Origin of the sequence: Vibrio hibernica, assembly GCF_015223435.1 — a bacterium.
GTDB classification, from domain to species: domain Bacteria; phylum Pseudomonadota; class Gammaproteobacteria; order Enterobacterales; family Vibrionaceae; genus Vibrio; species Vibrio hibernica.
The window spans coordinates 1-17321 of sequence record NZ_VHKO01000016.1; the positions used below are offsets into that span (position 1 = coordinate 1).

Below are 17321 nucleotides of genomic sequence, written 5' to 3' on the forward strand. Positions count from 1 at the left end.
GTAAGCGTTCACCAGGAACGTATTGACATAAAAAACGTGACCAATAGCACTTGATCCCACTTTGACTATTGAGTGATCATTTTCAGCGTTCAAGCTTACGGCATGACAAAGAAAAAATCCAAATTCTCATCTACGCCGCCTATAGCCTCGGACATCAACGAAGCGAACGCTTTGATCGTCGAGCTTTGGGAGCAATTGCGCGATTATGAAGACAAGCTAAAAATCAACAGCGCTAACTCTTCCAAATCCCCCTCGTCCGACGGGCCTAAAGAGCGAGCGGAACGAAAAAAGCTCAAAGCCCTAGTGGTCGCAATCCGAGAGGAGCTAAACAGGGTCACGAAGGGCATAAACGACAACTCTCTGAACTAAAACAATCTGATACTCAGGCACTCCTCCAATGACAATTAATGAACCTGGCATAGGATTCATCTTAAACTGTCGGTTCATAAGTATTTCCCTTTTATCTTTGTATGTAATTCAACCATCTAACAGCATTTTATATTGATGATAAGAGGTATTACTATATCGATAAATAAAAGTTTCCCTGTCTCAATAATGCGACAATTTAAAAATTAGCGCTTATTAATCCAGCGAATTAACACTATTTTGAAAATGATAATCTATAGGTACAAAAAAACCCGCTATCAGGCGGGTTTTATAAAATAACTGATAGATCAAACAGTTAGTATCTAAGATTACAGTTTATTGCTGTGGGCGCATTGCTGGGAATAAAATAACATCACGAATAGTATGTGTATTAGTAAATAACATCGCTAAACGGTCAATCCCAATCCCTTGTCCTGCTGTCGGTGGTAAGCCATGCTCTAATGCGTTGATATAGTCAGCATCATAAAACATTGCTTCATCATCACCTGCATCTTTCGCATCCACTTGTGCTTTAAAGCGTGCATCTTGATCTTCTGCATCATTAAGCTCAGAGAATCCATTTGCCACTTCACGACCACCAATAAAGAACTCAAAACGGTCAGTAAAGAACGAGTTTGAATCACTGCGACGTGCAAGTGGAGAAATATCCGCTGGATAGCCAGTAATGAAAGTCGGTTGAATCAATTGTGGCTCAGCCGTTTCACCAAAGATCTCTTCAAGTAACTGACCACAAGTCCAGAAAGTTTCAACATCAACATGAACAGATTTTGCGATCTTAACCATAAAGTCACGATCTTTCACCGTTTCTTCATTTAGATTAGCAATATCGGCGTGATCTGGATTGTATTGTTTAATCGCATCGATCATGCTCATACGTGCATATTTACCACCAAACTCAACACGTTCTTCACCGTATGGCATAGAAGTTTCACCTAACACTTCCACCGCAACCGTGCTCAGCATATCTTCGGTAAGATCCATCAGATCGTTATAATCGGCGTACGCCATATAGAATTCCATCATGGTAAATTCTGGATTATGACGTGGCGATAAACCTTCATTACGGAAGTTACGATTAATCTCAAATACTCGGTCAAACCCCCCCACCACTAAACGCTTCAAGTAAAGCTCTGGCGCAACACGCAAGTACATATCAATATCTAATGCATTATGGTGAGTAATAAATGGACGAGCCGTTGCACCACCAGGGATCACATGCATCATTGGTGTTTCTACTTCTAAGAACGCTTTCTTAGACATGAAGTTACGAATAGCCATCACTAATTTAGAACGGATAATAAAGGCATTGCGTGAATCTTCATTCACGATCAAATCAACATAACGCTGACGGTAACGCGTTTCTTGATCGGTTAAACCGTGGAATTTTTCAGGTAATGGACGAAGCGCTTTAGTCAGCAATTCGTAGCTTTCCATATTCACGTAAAGATCGCCTTTACCTGATTTATGCAGTGCACCTTTCACGCCAATAATGTCGCCAATATCCAAACCTTGATATTGCTCTTTTAAGGCTTTTTGAACATCTTTTGACGCATACGCTTGAATACGACCAGACACTTCTTGGATAACAAGGAATGGGCCACGTTTTGCCATAATACGACCAGCAATGGCAACCACATGGTTTAGAGTTTCTAATTCTTCTTTACCCTGCTCACCGAATTCAGCTTGAAGATCAGCCGCTAAATGCTCACGGCGAAAATCATTTGGGTGTCCATTGGCTTTACAGTTTTGACGAATATGATCGAGCTTTGCACGACGCTCAGCGATCAATTTATTTTCTTCTACTGCATCGATTTGATTTTGGCTATTTGATTCAGTCATCAGGTGCCCTTAAATTAGTAAATTGGTTTCTTCTTTCGAAAGTTATTTTGCTATTTTCTGCAAGTTTCTGGTTTCAACTACAAACCTGACTTCAAACTTGCTTCAATAAATTTGTCTAAATCGCCATCTAATACTGCTTGAGTATTACGATTTTCGATGCCAGTACGTAAATCTTTAATCCGAGAATCATCTAACACATAAGAGCGAATTTGACTGCCCCAACCGATGTCTGATTTCGAATCTTCACTGGCTTGTTTTTCTGCATTTTGCTTTTGCAGTTCATACTCAAATAACTTAGCGCGCAATTGTTTCATTGCTTGATCTTTGTTCTTATGCTGAGAACGATCATTTTGACATTGCACCACAATATTGGTTGGAACGTGAGTAATACGCACCGCAGATTCGGTGGTGTTCACATGTTGCCCACCCGCGCCCGAAGCACGGTACACATCAATACGCAGATCCGATGGATTAATATCGATTTGAATATTGTCATCAATCTCTGGATAAATAAACGCAGAGGCAAATGAAGTATGACGACGACCACCGGAATCAAATGGAGATTTACGTACTAAACGGTGAACACCTGTTTCGGTACGCAGCCAGCCATAAGCGTATTCGCCACTCACTCGCACTGTCGCCCCTTTAAGACCGGCTACATCTCCGTCTGATACTTCAATGATTTCAGTTTTAAAGCCTTTAGATTCAGCCCAGCGTAAATACATACGCAACATCATTGACGTCCAATCTTGAGCCTCAGTGCCGCCAGAGCCTGATTGCAAATCAATGTAGCAATCCGATGGATCATGATCGCCCGAAAACATACGACGGAACTCAAGCTTAGCCAGTTTGCCTTCAAGCTCAGCGAGTTCAGGTTCAATTTCATCGAAAGTTTCTTGGTCTTCTTCTTCAACCGCCAGTTCCAATAAACCTTCGACATCTTCACCACCTTGCTCAAGAAGATCAATGGTTTCGACCACCGCTTCTAATGAAGCGCGTTCTTTACCAAGGGCTTGTGCACGTTCAGGTTCATTCCAAACATCGGGTTGTTCAAGTTCTGCGTTAACTTCTTCTAGACGCTCTTTCTTAGCATCATAGTCAAAGATACCCCCTCAAAACGTTTGTGCGCTCGGCAACGTCTTGAAGGCGATTTTTGATAGGATTGATTTCAAACATTTTGGCTCATCGCTAATTTGGAGAAATGGGTTTATTTTAACCCGACGATTCTACCTAAATATGCTTGAATATCACAGCGTTTTCAGATCACTATTTAGCCTCTAAATGATCCACCATTAATTGCAACGATTGGTTGCCCCTAAACTCATTAATATCGAGCTTATACGCTAAATGGACCGTTTTAACGGAAGCATCCGGCCAGCGGCGTAAATCAATATTAAAAGCGATGGCATCAAGCATAATATTGGTGCGATTGTCTTGACCTTCTTGATTTGAAAAAATAGGTTCTAACATCATTTTTAAATGCTTCTCACCCACCAGTTTTTGATGAAGCAACTTAAACTCACCATCAAACACAGGTTCAGGAAAGGCTTGTCCCCAAGGTCCACCAGCTCGTAATACTTCAGCTGTCTGCATGGAAAATTCTTCTGGAGACAATTCGCCATCGGATAAAATAACCCCTTTAAGGTCAGATTCATCCAACTCGGCGCGAACGGCTTGATCAAATAATTGGCTAAAGTGTTGGTATTGGTCGAGTTGAATCGTTAGGCCAGCGGCCATCGCATGACCACCAAATTTAATGATCACACCAGGGTTTTGAGTATCAATTCGATCCAATACATCGCGCATATGTAAACCAGCAATGGAACGACAAGATCCTTTTATGACCGCAATACCTTGGTTATCTTCGCCGCCGTCAGCAAATGCAATGACTGGTCGATAAAATTCATCTTTAATCCGTGAGGCTAAAATACCTATCACACCTTGATGCCAATCGGCTTGATATAAAGTCACCCCGTACGGCAATTGACTGTCTTTAGCTAAGCAATCTTTACCATTAAGTAATCGTTCACAAAATGCCATCGCTTCTTGCTTCATGCCTTGCTCAATCTCACGGCGCATTTGATTTAAACCATCAAGTTCACTGGCCATTCTTCTTGCAGCATGAATGTTGTTACAAAGCAGTAATTCAACCCCATACGACATATCTTCTAAACGGCCGGCAGCATTGAGCCTTGGACCCAATGCAAAGCCAAAATCGGAGGCGACTAATTTTTTTGCATCTCGCTTTGCCACTTCAATAAGTGCTTGAATACCCGGGCGAGCTTTACCGGCGCGAATACGTTGCAAACCTTGATGCACTAAAATTCGGTTGTTTTCATCTAAAGCCACCACATCGGCCACCGTTCCAAGTGCGACGAGATCAAGCAACTCTGCTAAGTTTGGCTCAGCAATATTCTGCGCAGCAAACCAATTTTGTTGACGCATTTGTGCTCGCAGCGCCAACATAAGATAAAAAGCTACCCCAACCCCCGCTAAGGCTTTAGACGGAAATGAACACTCTTGCAGATTAGGATTGACCATGGCATCCGCATTGGGTAATTGGTGTCCCGGCAAATGGTGATCGGTCACAATCACTTTTAAACCTTGCTGCTTGGCATAAGCAACACCATCAATTGAGGAAACACCATTATCCACTGTCATGATCACTTGCGCGCCCAGTTCAATCGCTTGATCAACCACTTCAGGGCTTAATCCATAACCATCTTCAAATCGATTAGGAACTAAGTAATCCACGTTATTGCTGCCTAGCATACGGATTGCTAATACCGATAATGCGGAACTGGTAGCACCATCTGCGTCAAAATCCCCAACGACAATAATTCGTTGATTGGTTTTAATTGCCTCAAATAACAGCTCAACTGCGCGCGTAATACCATGCAATGACAGATAAGAGTGCAGCCCTTTCGCCCCTTTTTCTAATTGTGTCGCATCGGTAATATTACGATTCAAATAAAGGCGTCGAAGCAACGCGGGTATAGTATCGGGTAATAATGCGACATCAACATCTGGGCGTCGGGTAATAGCGGTCATAAATAATAGCGTTCTTTATTGAGGGGAAACTAAGTGATAATGAATGACATATAAAGCGTCAAGATCTGGATAAATCTCAGAAATCACGGTTTTTAATTCATCAAGCGTCATATTCTCTTGCTGCGCATGAAATTCATTTAGGTTGGAAAATGAAATCGACTCCACCGAATCAATCTGAAGCTGGCAGAAAACACGGCCCTGCTCTAAGGTTGAAACCGTCACCACACTATTAGGGACATAATGACTCTCAGCTTCATCTCGAATAGTAATCGTTTTCTTACCCGACAAAATATCAGCCTCAAAGCGAGCAAAAAAAGTCATCGCTGTTGGTTGTTCTTGATTGCTTAATTTATCCATTATCTCATAGACTCCAATGTTTTAATTAATTCGGTTGGTGGCAAATAACCACCCACTAACTGGCCATTAGGAAGCAAAATAGCAGGCGTACCGCTAATACCCACTAATGCACCAAAGGCATATTGTTCTTCAATTATTTTCTGACAGGTCGCTAAATTTTTACTATCAAAATCAAAACGACGATTTAATTTAACCGCATCCAGAGCAGATTTTTTATCATCGGCACACCATACTTTTGCCATGCTAGCGGCAACGTCGCCTCTCGGTCCTTGGCGTGGATAAGCCATATAACGCACAGTAATGCCTAAATCATTATAACCTTGCATATCTTTGTGCAATTTTACGCAATAACCGCAAGTAATATCGGTAAAAACAGTTACGACATACTTCTCATTTTTGGCCGGATACACAATCATATCACCAGAAAACTTCTCGACCATTTTGGCGTATTTCTTCGCCATTAAGTCCGTAAAGTTACCTTCCTGATCTAATCCGTACAGCTTACCTTGCAGGAAGTAATCCCCATTGGCGGTAACATAAAAAACACCTTGATTAGTCGTGACTTCAGCAAGCCCCGCAATGGGAGAGGCTTGAATCTCCGTTGTATTTAAACCTAATTTGCTAAAACGTGAAGTTATTTCTTGCTTGTTTATTGTGTTATCAACGGATTGATTATCAGCGGCTTGCGTCATAAATGAAACACAAGCAAGCAATGCTATACAACCGTGACGAATAAAAACTGAATAACGCATGATTCACCTTACCAATTTGAAGTAGAACATTAGAATAAAAAATTAAGCGCGTGGATGATGCTCTTGATGGATTTGCTTCAATCGCTCAGTGGCAACATGAGTATAAATTTGTGTGGTCGATAAGTCACTATGACCCAACAGCATTTGTACCACTCTAAGATCCGCGCCATGATTCAATAAATGCGTAGCAAAAGCATGTCGTAATACGTGAGGTGATAAAGCTTCCGTATCAATCCCAGCATGAACAGCATAAAATTTGATTCGATGCCAAAAGGTTTGCCGCGTCATTTGTCTGGCTCGTTTACTCGGAAAAACCACATCAGAGCTTTTTTCCCCTAACAATGCTGGTCGACCTTGCTCTAGGAACGTTTCAATCCATTCAATCGCATTTTCTCCAAGAGGAACTAACCGCTCTTTTCCCCCCTTCCCAATGACTCTCACCACGCCTTGACGTAAGTTCATGTTTTCCATTGTCAGGCTAATTAATTCCGTTACACGTAACCCCGTAGCATACAATAATTCCAGCATGGCTTTATCACGTAACTCAATCGGGTCTTCAACAATAGGTGCCATTAAAAGATCATTAATTTGTTGTTCTGATAAATCTTTAGGTAAACGCTTGGGTAGTTTTGGCATTAGTAATAATGCACTAGGATCATCTTCACGGACCTTCTCACGAGTTAAATATTGAAAAAATCGACGGATAGCTGAAAGCATTCTAGCGCGAGTCGTTTGCTTATAGTCTTTATCAACTAACCAAGCTTGATAGGTTTGAAGGTCAAGATGCTGGATTGTCAGCCAAGTCAGTGATGAATCCATCATCCAACCAACCAAACGATCTAAGTCGTGACGATAAGACTGTAAGGTATTTTCAGATAACCCTTTTTCTAGCCAAATCGCATCTAAAAAACGTTCAACTAAAATTAACTCAGTGTGTGCCTTTGAACCCGCTTGTTTTCCCCCCACGAACAACCTCATAAATGACTTTTACTTATGCAAGCGAGATTACGGCAGCCGATCGGGAATTACCACCCTTTTTGATTTGATATTTGCTAGAATACTTGTTCACCTCATTCATTACTTGCAAAGATTTATTTATGAAAATTGGTCTATTCTATGGCTCCAGCACTTGTTACACCGAAATGGTTTCTGAAAAAATCCGCGCCATCATGGGTGAGGATTTAGTTGATATTTACAACATCAAAGACACCCCCGTCTCGACCTTACAAGATTATGATTTCCTTCTTCTTGGCATCTCAACATGGGACTTTGGTGAAATTCAGGAAGACTGGAATGCGGTGTGGCAACAACTTGATGGACTAACATTAAGTAACAAGCATATCGCTTTATTTGGGCTCGGTGATCAAGAAGGCTATGGCGAATGGTTTTTAGATGCGATGGGATTACTGCATGATGAATTACAAGCCACTGGTTGCCAGTTTTTAGGGTACTGGCCAAATGAAGGGTATCAATTTGAACAATCTAAGGCGTTAACCGAAGATAAACAATTCTTTGTCGGTTTAGCATTAGATGAAGATTCTCAATACGAACTTACAGATGATCGTTTAGCCACTTGGTGCGAACAAATACTGATTGAATACCACGACAGCTTATAAGTTTCTTGCGTCTAAACACCTAATGAAAAGGCTTAACATTTGAATATTAAGCCTTTTTTAAAATATTAAATTTTATACGCGAAAATAAATCACCGCATTATTTGTGTTTTCAAACCACTTCGATGTCACTATTAATTGATACTTCGTCTTCTTGAACGTTCACTTTTTTGGGAACAATCAACATAAAAAAGATAGCAACCAAAGTCGGCAACATCCACGCCATACCATAATCAAATAGTGGCAAGAAATTCAAAGCTGACATATCAATACCTATCACTTTACCTGCATCAATTAAGGCAAAGAGTAACGAGATCAATACCACAACTCGATATGCTAATGGGCGATTAGGCAAACGAAAACGAACTAATGTTAAGAAAACAATCGCAATCGCTACCGGATATAATGCGAACAATACCGGCACAGATAATGTGATCAACTGTGATAACCCAACATTCGCCACTAATGCACAAGCCGAACCTACAATCACAACCCAAACTTTATAGCTTACCGGCGTTAATGAACTAAAGTAATCGGCACAAGCAGAAATCAAGCCAATTGATGTCGTTAAACACGCTAACAATACAATGGTTGATAAAACAAACTGCCCCTCAGTGCCAAATAATGCTTGTACATAAATACTCAGGATCGCCCCACCATTATCTAAACCAGAAGCAATAGAGTTACTCGTTGCCCCTAAATAGAACAATGAGATATACACCAAAGCCAAACCTGTCGCGGCAATAAATGCAGCATAAATAACGTATTTCGTTACCGCAGACTTTTCAGTAATATTCTTACTGCGCAGTGCTTCAATTATCAAAGTACCAAACATTAAAGAAGCAAAGGTATCCATGGTGTTATAACCATCAAGAAAACCGGTACTAAAGGGCTGCTGAATATAGTTAGCTTGAGCGGCTAAGACGTCACCTTGTGGATTCAAAAATACCATCACAGATAAAATGGCTAAACCAATAAATAAAACCGGTGTTAGCACCTTACCAATCACATCAAGCAACTTACCTTGTGACCAAGCAAAAGAAATGGCTACCACAAAAAATACGATAGAAAAGAAGGTTAATTGCATTTGTGACGGATTATCTAAAAATGGTTTAATACCCATTTCATAAGCGACCAAACCAGTACGAGGTGCGGCAAACGCAGGCCCAATAATAATAAAGAACAGCACCGCGACAATGGTTGCAGTCTTTTTCGGTAAGTCTTGCGTCAGCTTATCCCAGCCACCACCTACAACGGCAATAGCAATAATCCCTAATAAAGGCAATCCAACCGCTGTACTTAAAAAACCAAGCATAGTTGGAATAAGCTCATCACCAGCAAGTTGGCCTGCTCGTGGCGGAAAGATAATATTCCCTGCACCTAAAAAGAATGCAAATAACATAAAGCCTAAGGCAACAATATCGGTTATTTTTAACTTTTGGTTCAAAATAAACCCTTAATAATAAAAATGGATCCAAAGGTGTGCTTGAAAGTATAACAACCCCACCCGTTACAATAGGGGCAAGATAATGACGAAAACACAGATAATCCGCAACCTTTCGACAAAAAACACAACTATATAACAAGTTCACAACTATAATTCAGTTTTAAATTCCACATTAAAGCCACTTAAGCAGAGTAAAAAACTTAACATTTATGATAATTTAAATACACAAGACAAGATAAAAAACCAACAAACAACCAACAAATAGCACATACAGCTAATTAAGTTCTAAGTATTGATATGACCAATAAAACAAAGATATTTACTTTCAAGCAATTTTCAATATTCAGAGGTGACTCGGGTATGGCGGTCAGTACCGATGGTGTGCTGCTCGGAGCTTGGGCACAATTACAGAATGAACATCAGATTCTCGATATTGGAACGGGAACCGGTTTATTAGCCTTAATGTGCGCGCAGCGAAGTAGCCAAAGCCAAATACACGCCATCGATATTGATGAAGGTGCAGCTCAAGCCGCGCGATATAATGTCACACACAGTCCTTGGGCGAATAGAATACAAGTTCAACAAAGTAATATTACCGAAACTACATTTGAAAAAGGCTTTGATCGTATTATTTGTAACCCGCCTTATTTTACCTCTGGAGAAATCGCCTTAGATCACGCACGTGCCCAAGCTCGTCATACTCTGACTTTATCTCATCAGGCATTATTAACTGCATGCAAAAAAAACCTGACGAAAGAAGGTAAAGCCAGTTTTATCTTACCGAAAGTGGAAGGGACTGCTTTTATTGAATTAGCACTATCTCAAGGTTGGTTTTTAAGTCGCTTATGTCATGTTCATACCACGTCTAAAAAAACTAGCTATCGACTATTATTGGAATTAACGCTTACCCCTATCAAAACGGAGTCGAATGAGCTGGTGATACATCAAGATACTCAATACAGCGAGGCGTTTATCGCTCTCACTCAAGCCTTTTACTTAAAGATGTAACTTTTAACTCTTTGGGTATATAATGCGCGACCGTTTTACCATCCCTATTTATTGCGAGTGGTAACATCCATAACCACACGCTTGCTGGAGAATATACGTGATCAGAACTTTTGCTGAACTCGAACTAGACCAAAACCTTATTTCTGCTATTGAAGATATGGGGTTCGAGCGTCCAACTCAAATTCAATCTGAAGCTATTCCACAAGCACTTGATGGTAAGGACATTCTTGCTTCAGCACCAACCGGTACGGGTAAAACAGCGGCATTTGTTCTACCCGCATTACAATTTTTACAAGACTTCCCTCGTAAACGTGCCGGCCCTGCTCGTGTATTAATCTTAACGCCGACTCGCGAACTCGCAATGCAGGTCGCTGATCAAGCTCGTGCATTAGCGAAAAATACTAGCTTAAATGTCTTCACCATTACCGGTGGAGTCATGTATCAAGATCACGCTGATATTCTGGCCACGACACAAGATATCGTAGTCGCAACACCAGGTCGTTTGATGGAATACATTGAAGCAGAACGCTTCGATTGTCGTGCGATTGAATGGTTAATCCTGGATGAAGCCGACCGTATGTTGGATATGGGTTTTGGCCCTGTCGTGGATCGCTTATCGGCTGAATGTCGCTGGCGTAAACAAACCCTTTTATTCTCAGCCACACTTGAAGGTAAAGGCGTTGAAGGGTTCACGGCCGATCTTCTTAAAGATCCAGTCAGACTTGAAGCTGATCCTTCACGTCGCGAGCGTAAGAAAATCACTCAGTGGTATCATCGCGCTGATTCCTCTATCCATAAATTATCATTACTCAAGCATATTTTGACTGAGCAAGCTGAACGCACCATTATTTTTGTTAATACCCGTGAGCGCCTTGCTGCGCTGCGTGGACAATTAGAAAGTGCCCAGATTATTTGCTCATGGATACAAGGCGAAATGCCTCAAGATCGTCGAAACAACGCGATTACTCGTTTTCGTGAAGGGGAAGTCAATATCCTCATCGCCACGGATATTGCCGCTCGAGGTATCGATTTACCAGATGTTAGCCATGTCATTAACTACGATATGCCTCGTACCGCCGATGTCTATTTACATCGTATCGGACGTACTGCTCGAGCAGGTAAAAAAGGTAATGCGATTTCAATTGTAGCTGCCCACGACCAAGAGATGATTGAGCGTGTCATGCGTTATATCAAAGAAGAAATAAAAGAACGTTATATTAAAGATATGCGTCCAGAACACAAAAAACCGGCCCTGAAAAAGAAAAACAAGAAAAAAGTCAAAGCTGCTGCTGCCGCGAAGAAAAAGACGCCAGTAAAGAAGAAAAAGAAAGCTTAAGCTGAAATATAGCTTAGAGGAAAATCTAAAAAGGGAGCCTATATTTGCTCCCTTTTTTAATGGCTATTTTGCTCACTAAAGTGACATATACCAAAAGTGATTGAAGCTTAAAGTAAGATGGGCATCAACTACTTCTGCTCTTCTCGTTTGAAAACTAATTCTGTTGCCGTTGATTCAGCTTTCACAAAATAATATCCCGAAATATCAAACTGTTTCAATTGCTCCAGAGTGTTCACTTCATTTTCAATAATATAGCGCGCCATCATACCGCGAGCTTTTTTAGCATAAAAACTGATCACTTTATAAGTGCCATTTTTACAATCTTTAAACACCGGAGTAATGATAGTTCCGTCGACCTTCTTCGGTTTCACTGCTTTAAAATATTCATTCGACGCTAAGTTAATCACTGTAGAATCACCTTGAGCGGCCAATGCTTGATTAACTGCATCAGTAATAATATCGCCCCAGAATTGATACAAATTAGTTCCACGCCCATTCGCAAGACGAGTCCCCATTTCAAGCCGATAAGGTTGCATTAAATCCAAAGGCTTTAAGAGACCATATAAACCAGACAACATACGCAAATGTGATTGTGCAAATTCAAGGTTGGTATCTGAAAGACTCTCAGCATCCAAACCGGTATACACATCACCTTTAAAAGCAAAAATAGCTTGGCGAGCATTATCGAAATCAAAGGTTGGTCGCCATTGCTCAAAACGAGCCACATTCAAACCTGCAATTTTGTCACTAACCTTCATTAAGCTTGAAATGTCGTTAGGCGTAAGCTTACGGCACACATCAATCAATTCTGCCGAATGCTCAACAAACTCTGGCAGAGTATGGTTTTGAGTGCTCAGTGGTGAGTCATAATCCAATGTCTTTGCAGGGGAAACCAAAATCAACATAATTCATCCGTTCATTGAGAAGATTAATATTCAATATAACAAAAAAAACCGCACATCACTGTACGGTTTTTTCTATTACTGCAATAAGATTCAATAACACAAGCAAGAGATTATTTATTCTCTTCTTTCCCCCATACACCGGGTTCGATTTGTGACATCAACTCGGGGAAATCATCCGCTTTAAAAGTGGGTAATTTACCTTCATCTAATTGCTTATTATAATCTTTCGCAAGTTTAATAACGATACCAGAAAGCAATATAATAGCGACTAAGTTAACCATCGCCATTAACCCCATCGATGCATCTGCCAAAGCCCAAACGGTTGGAAGCGTGGCTAAAGAGCCAAACATTACCATCGCCAAGACAATCACACGAAAGATATTCTTAGCATGACGTGACTTTTTGAAGATAAACATAATGTTACCTTCTGCGTAAGAGTAGTTAGCAATGATTGAGGTGAATGCAAAGAAGAAAATAGCAATCGCAACAAACACTTTACCCCATTCACCGACTTGAGAGCTCAATGCATTTTGAGTCAGGATGATACCGGTTACTTCGCTATGAGGAACATATTCACCTGATAATAAAATAATAGATACCGTCGCCGTACAGATCACAATCGTATCCACAAACACACCTAGCATTTGTACATAGCCCTGTGATGCTGGGTGTGGTGGATAAGGCGTTGCCGCTGCTGCCGCATTTGGCGCAGAACCCATACCCGCTTCATTGGAGAACAAACCACGAGCCACACCCGTTTTAACTGCATTCATGACCGCATAACCGACACCACCAGCCGCGGCTTCTTGTAGGCCAAATGCGCTCTTAAAGATAAGCTCTAGCGCACCAGGAACTCGGTCTAAATTCATTGCAATAACGATCACAGCTAAAATTAAGTAGAAAATAGCCATAATAGGAACAAGAATTTCAGCGGTACGAGCAATTTTACGAATACCGCCAAAAATAACAAATCCAGACAGCACGACTAAAACGCCACCGACCATGGCTTTATTCCAATTGAAAGCGGTATGCATAGCATCAGCAATCGAGTTTGACTGCACTGCATTGAAAACTAAACCGAAAGCAATAATGAGGAAGATGGCGAATAAAATCCCCATCCAACGCATCCCTAGACCTTTCTCCATGTAATACGCAGGACCGCCACAATAAATGCCGTCATCACCACGCATTTTATACAGTTGAGCTAATGTACTTTCTGCAAATGCCGTCGCCATGCCTAGCATTGCAATTAACCACATCCAAAAAATAGCACCAGGGCCACCAACCGTTAACGCAACAGCAACACCCGCCATGTTCCCTGTGCCAACACGTGCCGCAAGACTAGTACAGAAAGCTTGAAACGATGAAATGCCAGAAACATCTGCTTTACGGCTATTTTTTAATACCGAAAACATATGACCAAAATGGCGGAATTGAATAAAACCAAGGCGTAATGTAAAAAAGATACCAACCCCAACCAATAAATAAACTAAAATCGATCCCCAAAGTAGATCGTTTAACAACGCGAGTAGATCCGTCACGTAAACCTCATATATTATTATGATAACATTCACACCCGCCATAACCTGGCAGGTTCCTTATGTTTTATCTTTTCTATCCCCTCTAAGTTAAGCGGCGACTTCAACTATTTTAAGTTTCTATAAAAGCCAGCTTTAGAGTCGTAGAGAAAAGCAAAACACTGACACTTTTCATTTCTTAGTGCCCATCAAATATTCCGACCGGCAGGATAATGCAGCCTTCAGCCTCAAAAATCAATATGAGTTTTATCTCATAACTATGCATTATTTAACCATTTAGTGTTAAATATTCGATATATTAAATCAGTAAAATGTCATATTTATAGTATTTAAATCTGATGTCAGCCCGATTTAAATATTAGCTATATAGAAAAAACAAATTGAACTCATCCAAAAAACACTAACTGAAACAAGGTATTTAGCGAACTAAACTTCCTAAAAAATATTTTCACTCCAAAATCAAAACTCTCCCCCGAAACATCCAATTACCTCATGCAAAATAAAGCAATGATCCATTAACACTCCCAGGAAAACTAGATGCTATTTTTTTATGTACAGAAAAGTAAATAACCGATTCTTAATCAAAAATATTAAAACTTTGATGAGCATTGCAAAATGATATAAAAGTTTCATTATTTCGAAATAAATGAGAAATAGTTCAAAGTTAACCTTTGAAAAAGTGTGATATCAATGACCTCTAAGAAAAGTGCAATCTGTGCTTTGCTTAGAAAATTATAGTAGAGAGGGATCGTATTATGGAAAGCTTTCAATTAGATGAAATAATGAACATGGAAACTGACCAATATCGCTCAACCAGAGCAAAAGCGACCAAACGAAAATGGAGAGAAATAGAAGCGATTCAAGACAGGCGGTTACTCCAAAAAGAGTTAATGGAGTTGGATTTTACGCGTGAATATAAACTTTCTGACATCCAAATTTAACGTTAACTTTTTCACTATTAACATTTGATATATTTACTTATCAAAAATAGGCGCCCATCGTGCCTATTTTTTGAAGAAAATCCGAGCATCTACTGCGATATCAACGCCTGTAATTTGGCGTAATCATTTTCGATGTCCGACCCAAATAATGGGTCTTTATCCTCCTCCCCCCATAGCTTTTCAACTTGCTGCCAGTCTTGAGCGGTAAACATTTTTTTTAATTGAGGTAAAATTTCACGTTCTTCAAAATCAAGATGCTTTTTTTGCTGATGGATAAAATGCGCTAAAGCCTGATAACACACATCATTAGGTACCACTGCATCATTATTTACCATTTCAACTAAGTCAGAAAACTCTCGTGTTACTTGCGCTAATTCAGAATGGGCCAAAGCTAAATTAGCAATTTTTTCACTTTCACCATAATGCTCTAAATAATAGTGATAAATAATATCTTCTTTAGGGTGATGAGTTTGTTCGGAATGCCGCTGAAGATAATGGATAATTTCCGCTACCACTTTATAGTCAACGGGTTCTTCTGATTTTAAATTATGAAGAATATCATCTAAAATGACTAACAACCGCACCATATAGCTGTGCTCTCGACTTACGATATCGCTTAACATAACCATCTCCTTGTACATTTTTCAATCATCTCTTTACTATAGACCCATTTAAGCCCTCACACTTATCACCGATCAATAAATCCCCTAAAACGCTAAACAACTAATCTAAAAACAAATCAGAAATCAGCACGGTTCCATCGGTAATGACCAGTCAATTGGGGCTTTGTTCAATGAATCAAGCAGCTGATTCGTTTGAGAAAAATGCTGACAACCTAAAAAACCACGATGTGCCGATAGTGGAGAAGGATGCGGCGCCGACAACACGAAATGTTTATTAGTATCAATTTTAGAACCTTTCTTTTGCGCATGTGCTCCCCATAATAGGAAAATAACGCCTGATAGATCTTGATTAATTTGTTCAATAATATGATCAGTAAACGTTTCCCACCCCGACTTTGCATGAGAATGTGCCTTACCTTGTTCAACCGTTAACACGGTATTAAGCAGTAAAACTCCCTGCTTGGCCCAACGTTCTAAATAACCATGTTTAGGCGTAATAAAACCATCAATATCCTGGGCTAGTTCCTTATAAATATTCGCTAATGACGGCGGCGTTTTAACGTTAGGCAGTACAGAAAAAGCCAAACCATGCGCTTGATTCAGACCGTGGTAAGGATCTTGCCCAAGAATAACCACTTTAACCTGCTCAAATGGTGTGAAGTCAAAAGCACTAAACACCTGATCTTGAGGTGGGAAGATCGCAATATTGTGATTTGATCTTTGTTCCGCCAAAAACGTGAGTAGTTGCTGAAAGTAAGGTAGCGATTGTTGTTGCCTTATTATTGTTGCCCAATTCATTTCATCACCATTATTATAATTAAATTCACTCAAACACATTCAGTTTGGCGTCCCCTAAAATTAAATCGACATAAAGTACCAAATCAACGTGCTGTAAAGCCACACAAACCAATCTTAACTTTATTTAAATCTTTAAAAAATAGCTCCAACCATTGTTAAATCAGGCTTTATTTACAACAAGCAGCCGTATCAGTAATCGAAATAAACTTCGTAATTTATTGACCTGTATCAATATTAACCCTTTAGTTAATATGCATATAATATCGCCATCAAGTCGACTGACATATAAAGGCTTTTATTCATTACACGAAAGTGGCAAAGGAGATCGCATGATCAAAGGCATTCAAATTACTAAAGCAAAAAACGATAAATTAATCAATTCAATCTGGCTGTTAGACAACGAGAAGAATGAAGCTCGTTGTGTGGCTGCAGAAGCAGGTTTTACAGCTGACCAAATAGTTGCAACTGAGACACTAGGCGAAATCGAATACCGTGAAGTTGCAATTGAATCGGCACCACGCGTGGAAGGTGGTCAACACCTAAATGTGAACGTACTTTCTCGTGAAACTCTTGAAGATGCAGTTGCTCACCCAGAGAACTATCCACAATTAACGATTCGTGTTTCTGGTTATGCGGTTCGTTTCAACTCTCTGACGACAGAACAACAACAAGACGTTATCGCTCGTACTTTTACAGAAAGCATGTAAGTTTTCATTGCTAGGATAT

General features: G+C 40.2%; 17 protein-coding genes. 6 read left to right on the forward strand and 11 right to left on the reverse strand.

Annotated features, from left to right (window positions below; genetic code table 11):
- Positions 1 to 102 precede the first annotated feature (102 nt).
- On the forward strand, positions 103 to 369 hold the full coding sequence (locus FH976_RS08240; protein WP_228767377.1) for a DUF6444 domain-containing protein: 267 nt from the start codon (positions 103 to 105) through the stop codon (positions 367 to 369).
- Between the two features lie 333 nt (positions 370 to 702).
- Here the strand turns inward: FH976_RS08240 and lysS are convergent, their stop codons facing one another.
- From lysS to xerD, 6 genes are all read right to left on the reverse strand, one after another.
- Positions 703 to 2226, reverse strand: coding sequence for a lysine--tRNA ligase (gene lysS, locus FH976_RS08245; protein ID WP_194090393.1), 1524 nt, complete (start codon positions 2224 to 2226; stop codon positions 703 to 705).
- Between the two features lie 77 nt (positions 2227 to 2303).
- Positions 2304 to 3402 (reverse strand): peptide chain release factor 2 gene (gene prfB, locus FH976_RS08250; protein WP_194090394.1). Its coding sequence is split into 2 segments (ribosomal slippage): positions 2304 to 3326 and positions 3328 to 3402, totalling 1098 coding nucleotides; the frame shifts between segments, so codons are not numbered across the junction.
- Between the two features lie 90 nt (positions 3403 to 3492).
- Positions 3493 to 5277: a single-stranded-DNA-specific exonuclease RecJ gene (gene recJ / locus FH976_RS08255; RefSeq protein ID WP_194090395.1), complete on the reverse strand. Its 1785-nt coding sequence runs from the start codon at positions 5275 to 5277 to the stop codon at positions 3493 to 3495.
- A 15-nt stretch (positions 5278 to 5292) separates the two neighbouring features.
- Positions 5293 to 5634, reverse strand: coding sequence for a N(4)-acetylcytidine aminohydrolase (yqfB, locus tag FH976_RS08260; protein ID WP_194090396.1), 342 nt, complete (start codon positions 5632 to 5634; stop codon positions 5293 to 5295).
- Positions 5634 to 6386: a bifunctional protein-disulfide isomerase/oxidoreductase DsbC gene (gene dsbC / locus FH976_RS08265; protein ID WP_194090397.1), complete on the reverse strand. Its 753-nt coding sequence runs from the start codon at positions 6384 to 6386 to the stop codon at positions 5634 to 5636. The genes yqfB and dsbC overlap by 1 nt, the downstream gene beginning before the upstream one ends.
- Before the next feature lie 42 nt (positions 6387 to 6428).
- Positions 6429 to 7364: a site-specific tyrosine recombinase XerD gene (xerD, locus tag FH976_RS08270; protein WP_194090398.1), complete on the reverse strand. Its 936-nt coding sequence runs from the start codon at positions 7362 to 7364 to the stop codon at positions 6429 to 6431.
- 119 nt (positions 7365 to 7483) lie between these two features.
- Between xerD and fldB the strand changes: the two genes are divergently transcribed.
- Positions 7484 to 8002, forward strand: coding sequence for a flavodoxin FldB (fldB, locus tag FH976_RS08275; protein ID WP_194090399.1), 519 nt, complete (start codon positions 7484 to 7486; stop codon positions 8000 to 8002).
- A gap of 109 nt (positions 8003 to 8111) precedes the next feature.
- On the opposite strand, the gene brnQ is transcribed toward fldB, so the two are convergent.
- Entirely contained in the window at positions 8112 to 9446 is a 1335-nt protein-coding gene (gene brnQ / locus FH976_RS08280; protein ID WP_194090400.1) for a branched-chain amino acid transport system II carrier protein, read from the reverse strand.
- Between the two features lie 297 nt (positions 9447 to 9743).
- On the opposite strand from brnQ, the gene FH976_RS08285 reads away from it, so the two are divergent.
- Together FH976_RS08285 and srmB are read left to right on the forward strand one after the other, a co-directional pair.
- Positions 9744 to 10454, forward strand: a complete 711-nt coding sequence (locus FH976_RS08285; RefSeq protein ID WP_194090401.1) for a tRNA1(Val) (adenine(37)-N6)-methyltransferase — start codon at positions 9744 to 9746, stop codon at positions 10452 to 10454.
- A gap of 97 nt (positions 10455 to 10551) precedes the next feature.
- A complete protein-coding gene (gene srmB / locus FH976_RS08290) occupies positions 10552 to 11790 on the forward strand; it encodes an ATP-dependent RNA helicase SrmB (protein WP_194090402.1) in 1239 nt (412 codons plus the stop codon).
- Positions 11791 to 11918: 128 nt separating this feature from the next.
- Here srmB and yaaA read toward each other — a convergent pair whose 3' ends face one another.
- Together yaaA and FH976_RS08300 are read right to left on the reverse strand one after the other, a co-directional pair.
- Positions 11919 to 12695, reverse strand: a complete 777-nt coding sequence (yaaA, locus tag FH976_RS08295) for a peroxide stress protein YaaA (RefSeq protein WP_194090403.1) — start codon at positions 12693 to 12695, stop codon at positions 11919 to 11921.
- 110 nt (positions 12696 to 12805) lie between these two features.
- The gene (locus FH976_RS08300; RefSeq protein WP_194090404.1) at positions 12806 to 14236 is read right to left on the reverse strand and encodes an alanine/glycine:cation symporter family protein; all 1431 of its coding nucleotides are present in this window, start codon (positions 14234 to 14236) and stop codon (positions 12806 to 12808) included.
- 752 nt (positions 14237 to 14988) lie between these two features.
- Here FH976_RS08300 and FH976_RS08305 point away from each other — a divergent pair.
- Entirely contained in the window at positions 14989 to 15174 is a 186-nt protein-coding gene (locus tag FH976_RS08305) for a DUF3545 family protein (protein ID WP_194090405.1), read from the forward strand.
- 89 nt (positions 15175 to 15263) lie between these two features.
- Here FH976_RS08305 and FH976_RS08310 read toward each other — a convergent pair whose 3' ends face one another.
- Together FH976_RS08310 and ung are read right to left on the reverse strand one after the other, a co-directional pair.
- Positions 15264 to 15797: a hemerythrin domain-containing protein gene (locus FH976_RS08310; RefSeq protein ID WP_194090406.1), complete on the reverse strand. Its 534-nt coding sequence runs from the start codon at positions 15795 to 15797 to the stop codon at positions 15264 to 15266.
- Positions 15798 to 15920: 123 nt separating this feature from the next.
- Positions 15921 to 16595: a uracil-DNA glycosylase gene (ung, locus tag FH976_RS08315; RefSeq protein ID WP_194090407.1), complete on the reverse strand. Its 675-nt coding sequence runs from the start codon at positions 16593 to 16595 to the stop codon at positions 15921 to 15923.
- A gap of 329 nt (positions 16596 to 16924) precedes the next feature.
- On the opposite strand from ung, the gene grcA reads away from it, so the two are divergent.
- The gene (grcA, locus tag FH976_RS08320; RefSeq protein ID WP_194090408.1) at positions 16925 to 17302 is read left to right on the forward strand and encodes an autonomous glycyl radical cofactor GrcA; all 378 of its coding nucleotides are present in this window, start codon (positions 16925 to 16927) and stop codon (positions 17300 to 17302) included.
- Positions 17303 to 17321: the final 19 nt, after the last annotated feature.

Excerpts from the sequence above, each read along its gene's own strand:
- lysS (WP_194090393.1), bottom strand. The coding sequence starts at position 2,226 with ATGACTGAATCAAATAGCCAAAATCAAATCGATGCAGTAGAAGAAAAT.
- fldB (WP_194090399.1), top strand. The coding sequence starts at position 7,484 with ATGAAAATTGGTCTATTCTATGGCTCCAGCACTTGTTACACCGAAATG.
- grcA (WP_194090408.1), top strand. The coding sequence starts at position 16,925 with ATGATCAAAGGCATTCAAATTACTAAAGCAAAAAACGATAAATTAATC.
- xerD (WP_194090398.1), bottom strand. The coding sequence starts at position 7,364 with ATGAGGTTGTTCGTGGGGGGAAAACAAGCGGGTTCAAAGGCACACACT.
- FH976_RS08310 (WP_194090406.1), bottom strand. The coding sequence starts at position 15,797 with ATGTTAAGCGATATCGTAAGTCGAGAGCACAGCTATATGGTGCGGTTG.
- ung (WP_194090407.1), bottom strand. The coding sequence starts at position 16,595 with ATGAATTGGGCAACAATAATAAGGCAACAACAATCGCTACCTTACTTT.
- yqfB (WP_194090396.1), bottom strand. The coding sequence starts at position 5,634 with ATGGATAAATTAAGCAATCAAGAACAACCAACAGCGATGACTTTTTTT.
- yaaA (WP_194090403.1), bottom strand. The coding sequence starts at position 12,695 with ATGTTGATTTTGGTTTCCCCTGCAAAGACATTGGATTATGACTCACCA.
- FH976_RS08305 (WP_194090405.1), top strand. The coding sequence starts at position 14,989 with ATGGAAAGCTTTCAATTAGATGAAATAATGAACATGGAAACTGACCAA.
- FH976_RS08240 (WP_228767377.1), top strand. The coding sequence starts at position 103 with ATGACAAAGAAAAAATCCAAATTCTCATCTACGCCGCCTATAGCCTCG.
- dsbC (WP_194090397.1), bottom strand. The coding sequence starts at position 6,386 with ATGCGTTATTCAGTTTTTATTCGTCACGGTTGTATAGCATTGCTTGCT.
- recJ (WP_194090395.1), bottom strand. The coding sequence starts at position 5,277 with ATGACCGCTATTACCCGACGCCCAGATGTTGATGTCGCATTATTACCC.
- FH976_RS08285 (WP_194090401.1), top strand. The coding sequence starts at position 9,744 with ATGACCAATAAAACAAAGATATTTACTTTCAAGCAATTTTCAATATTC.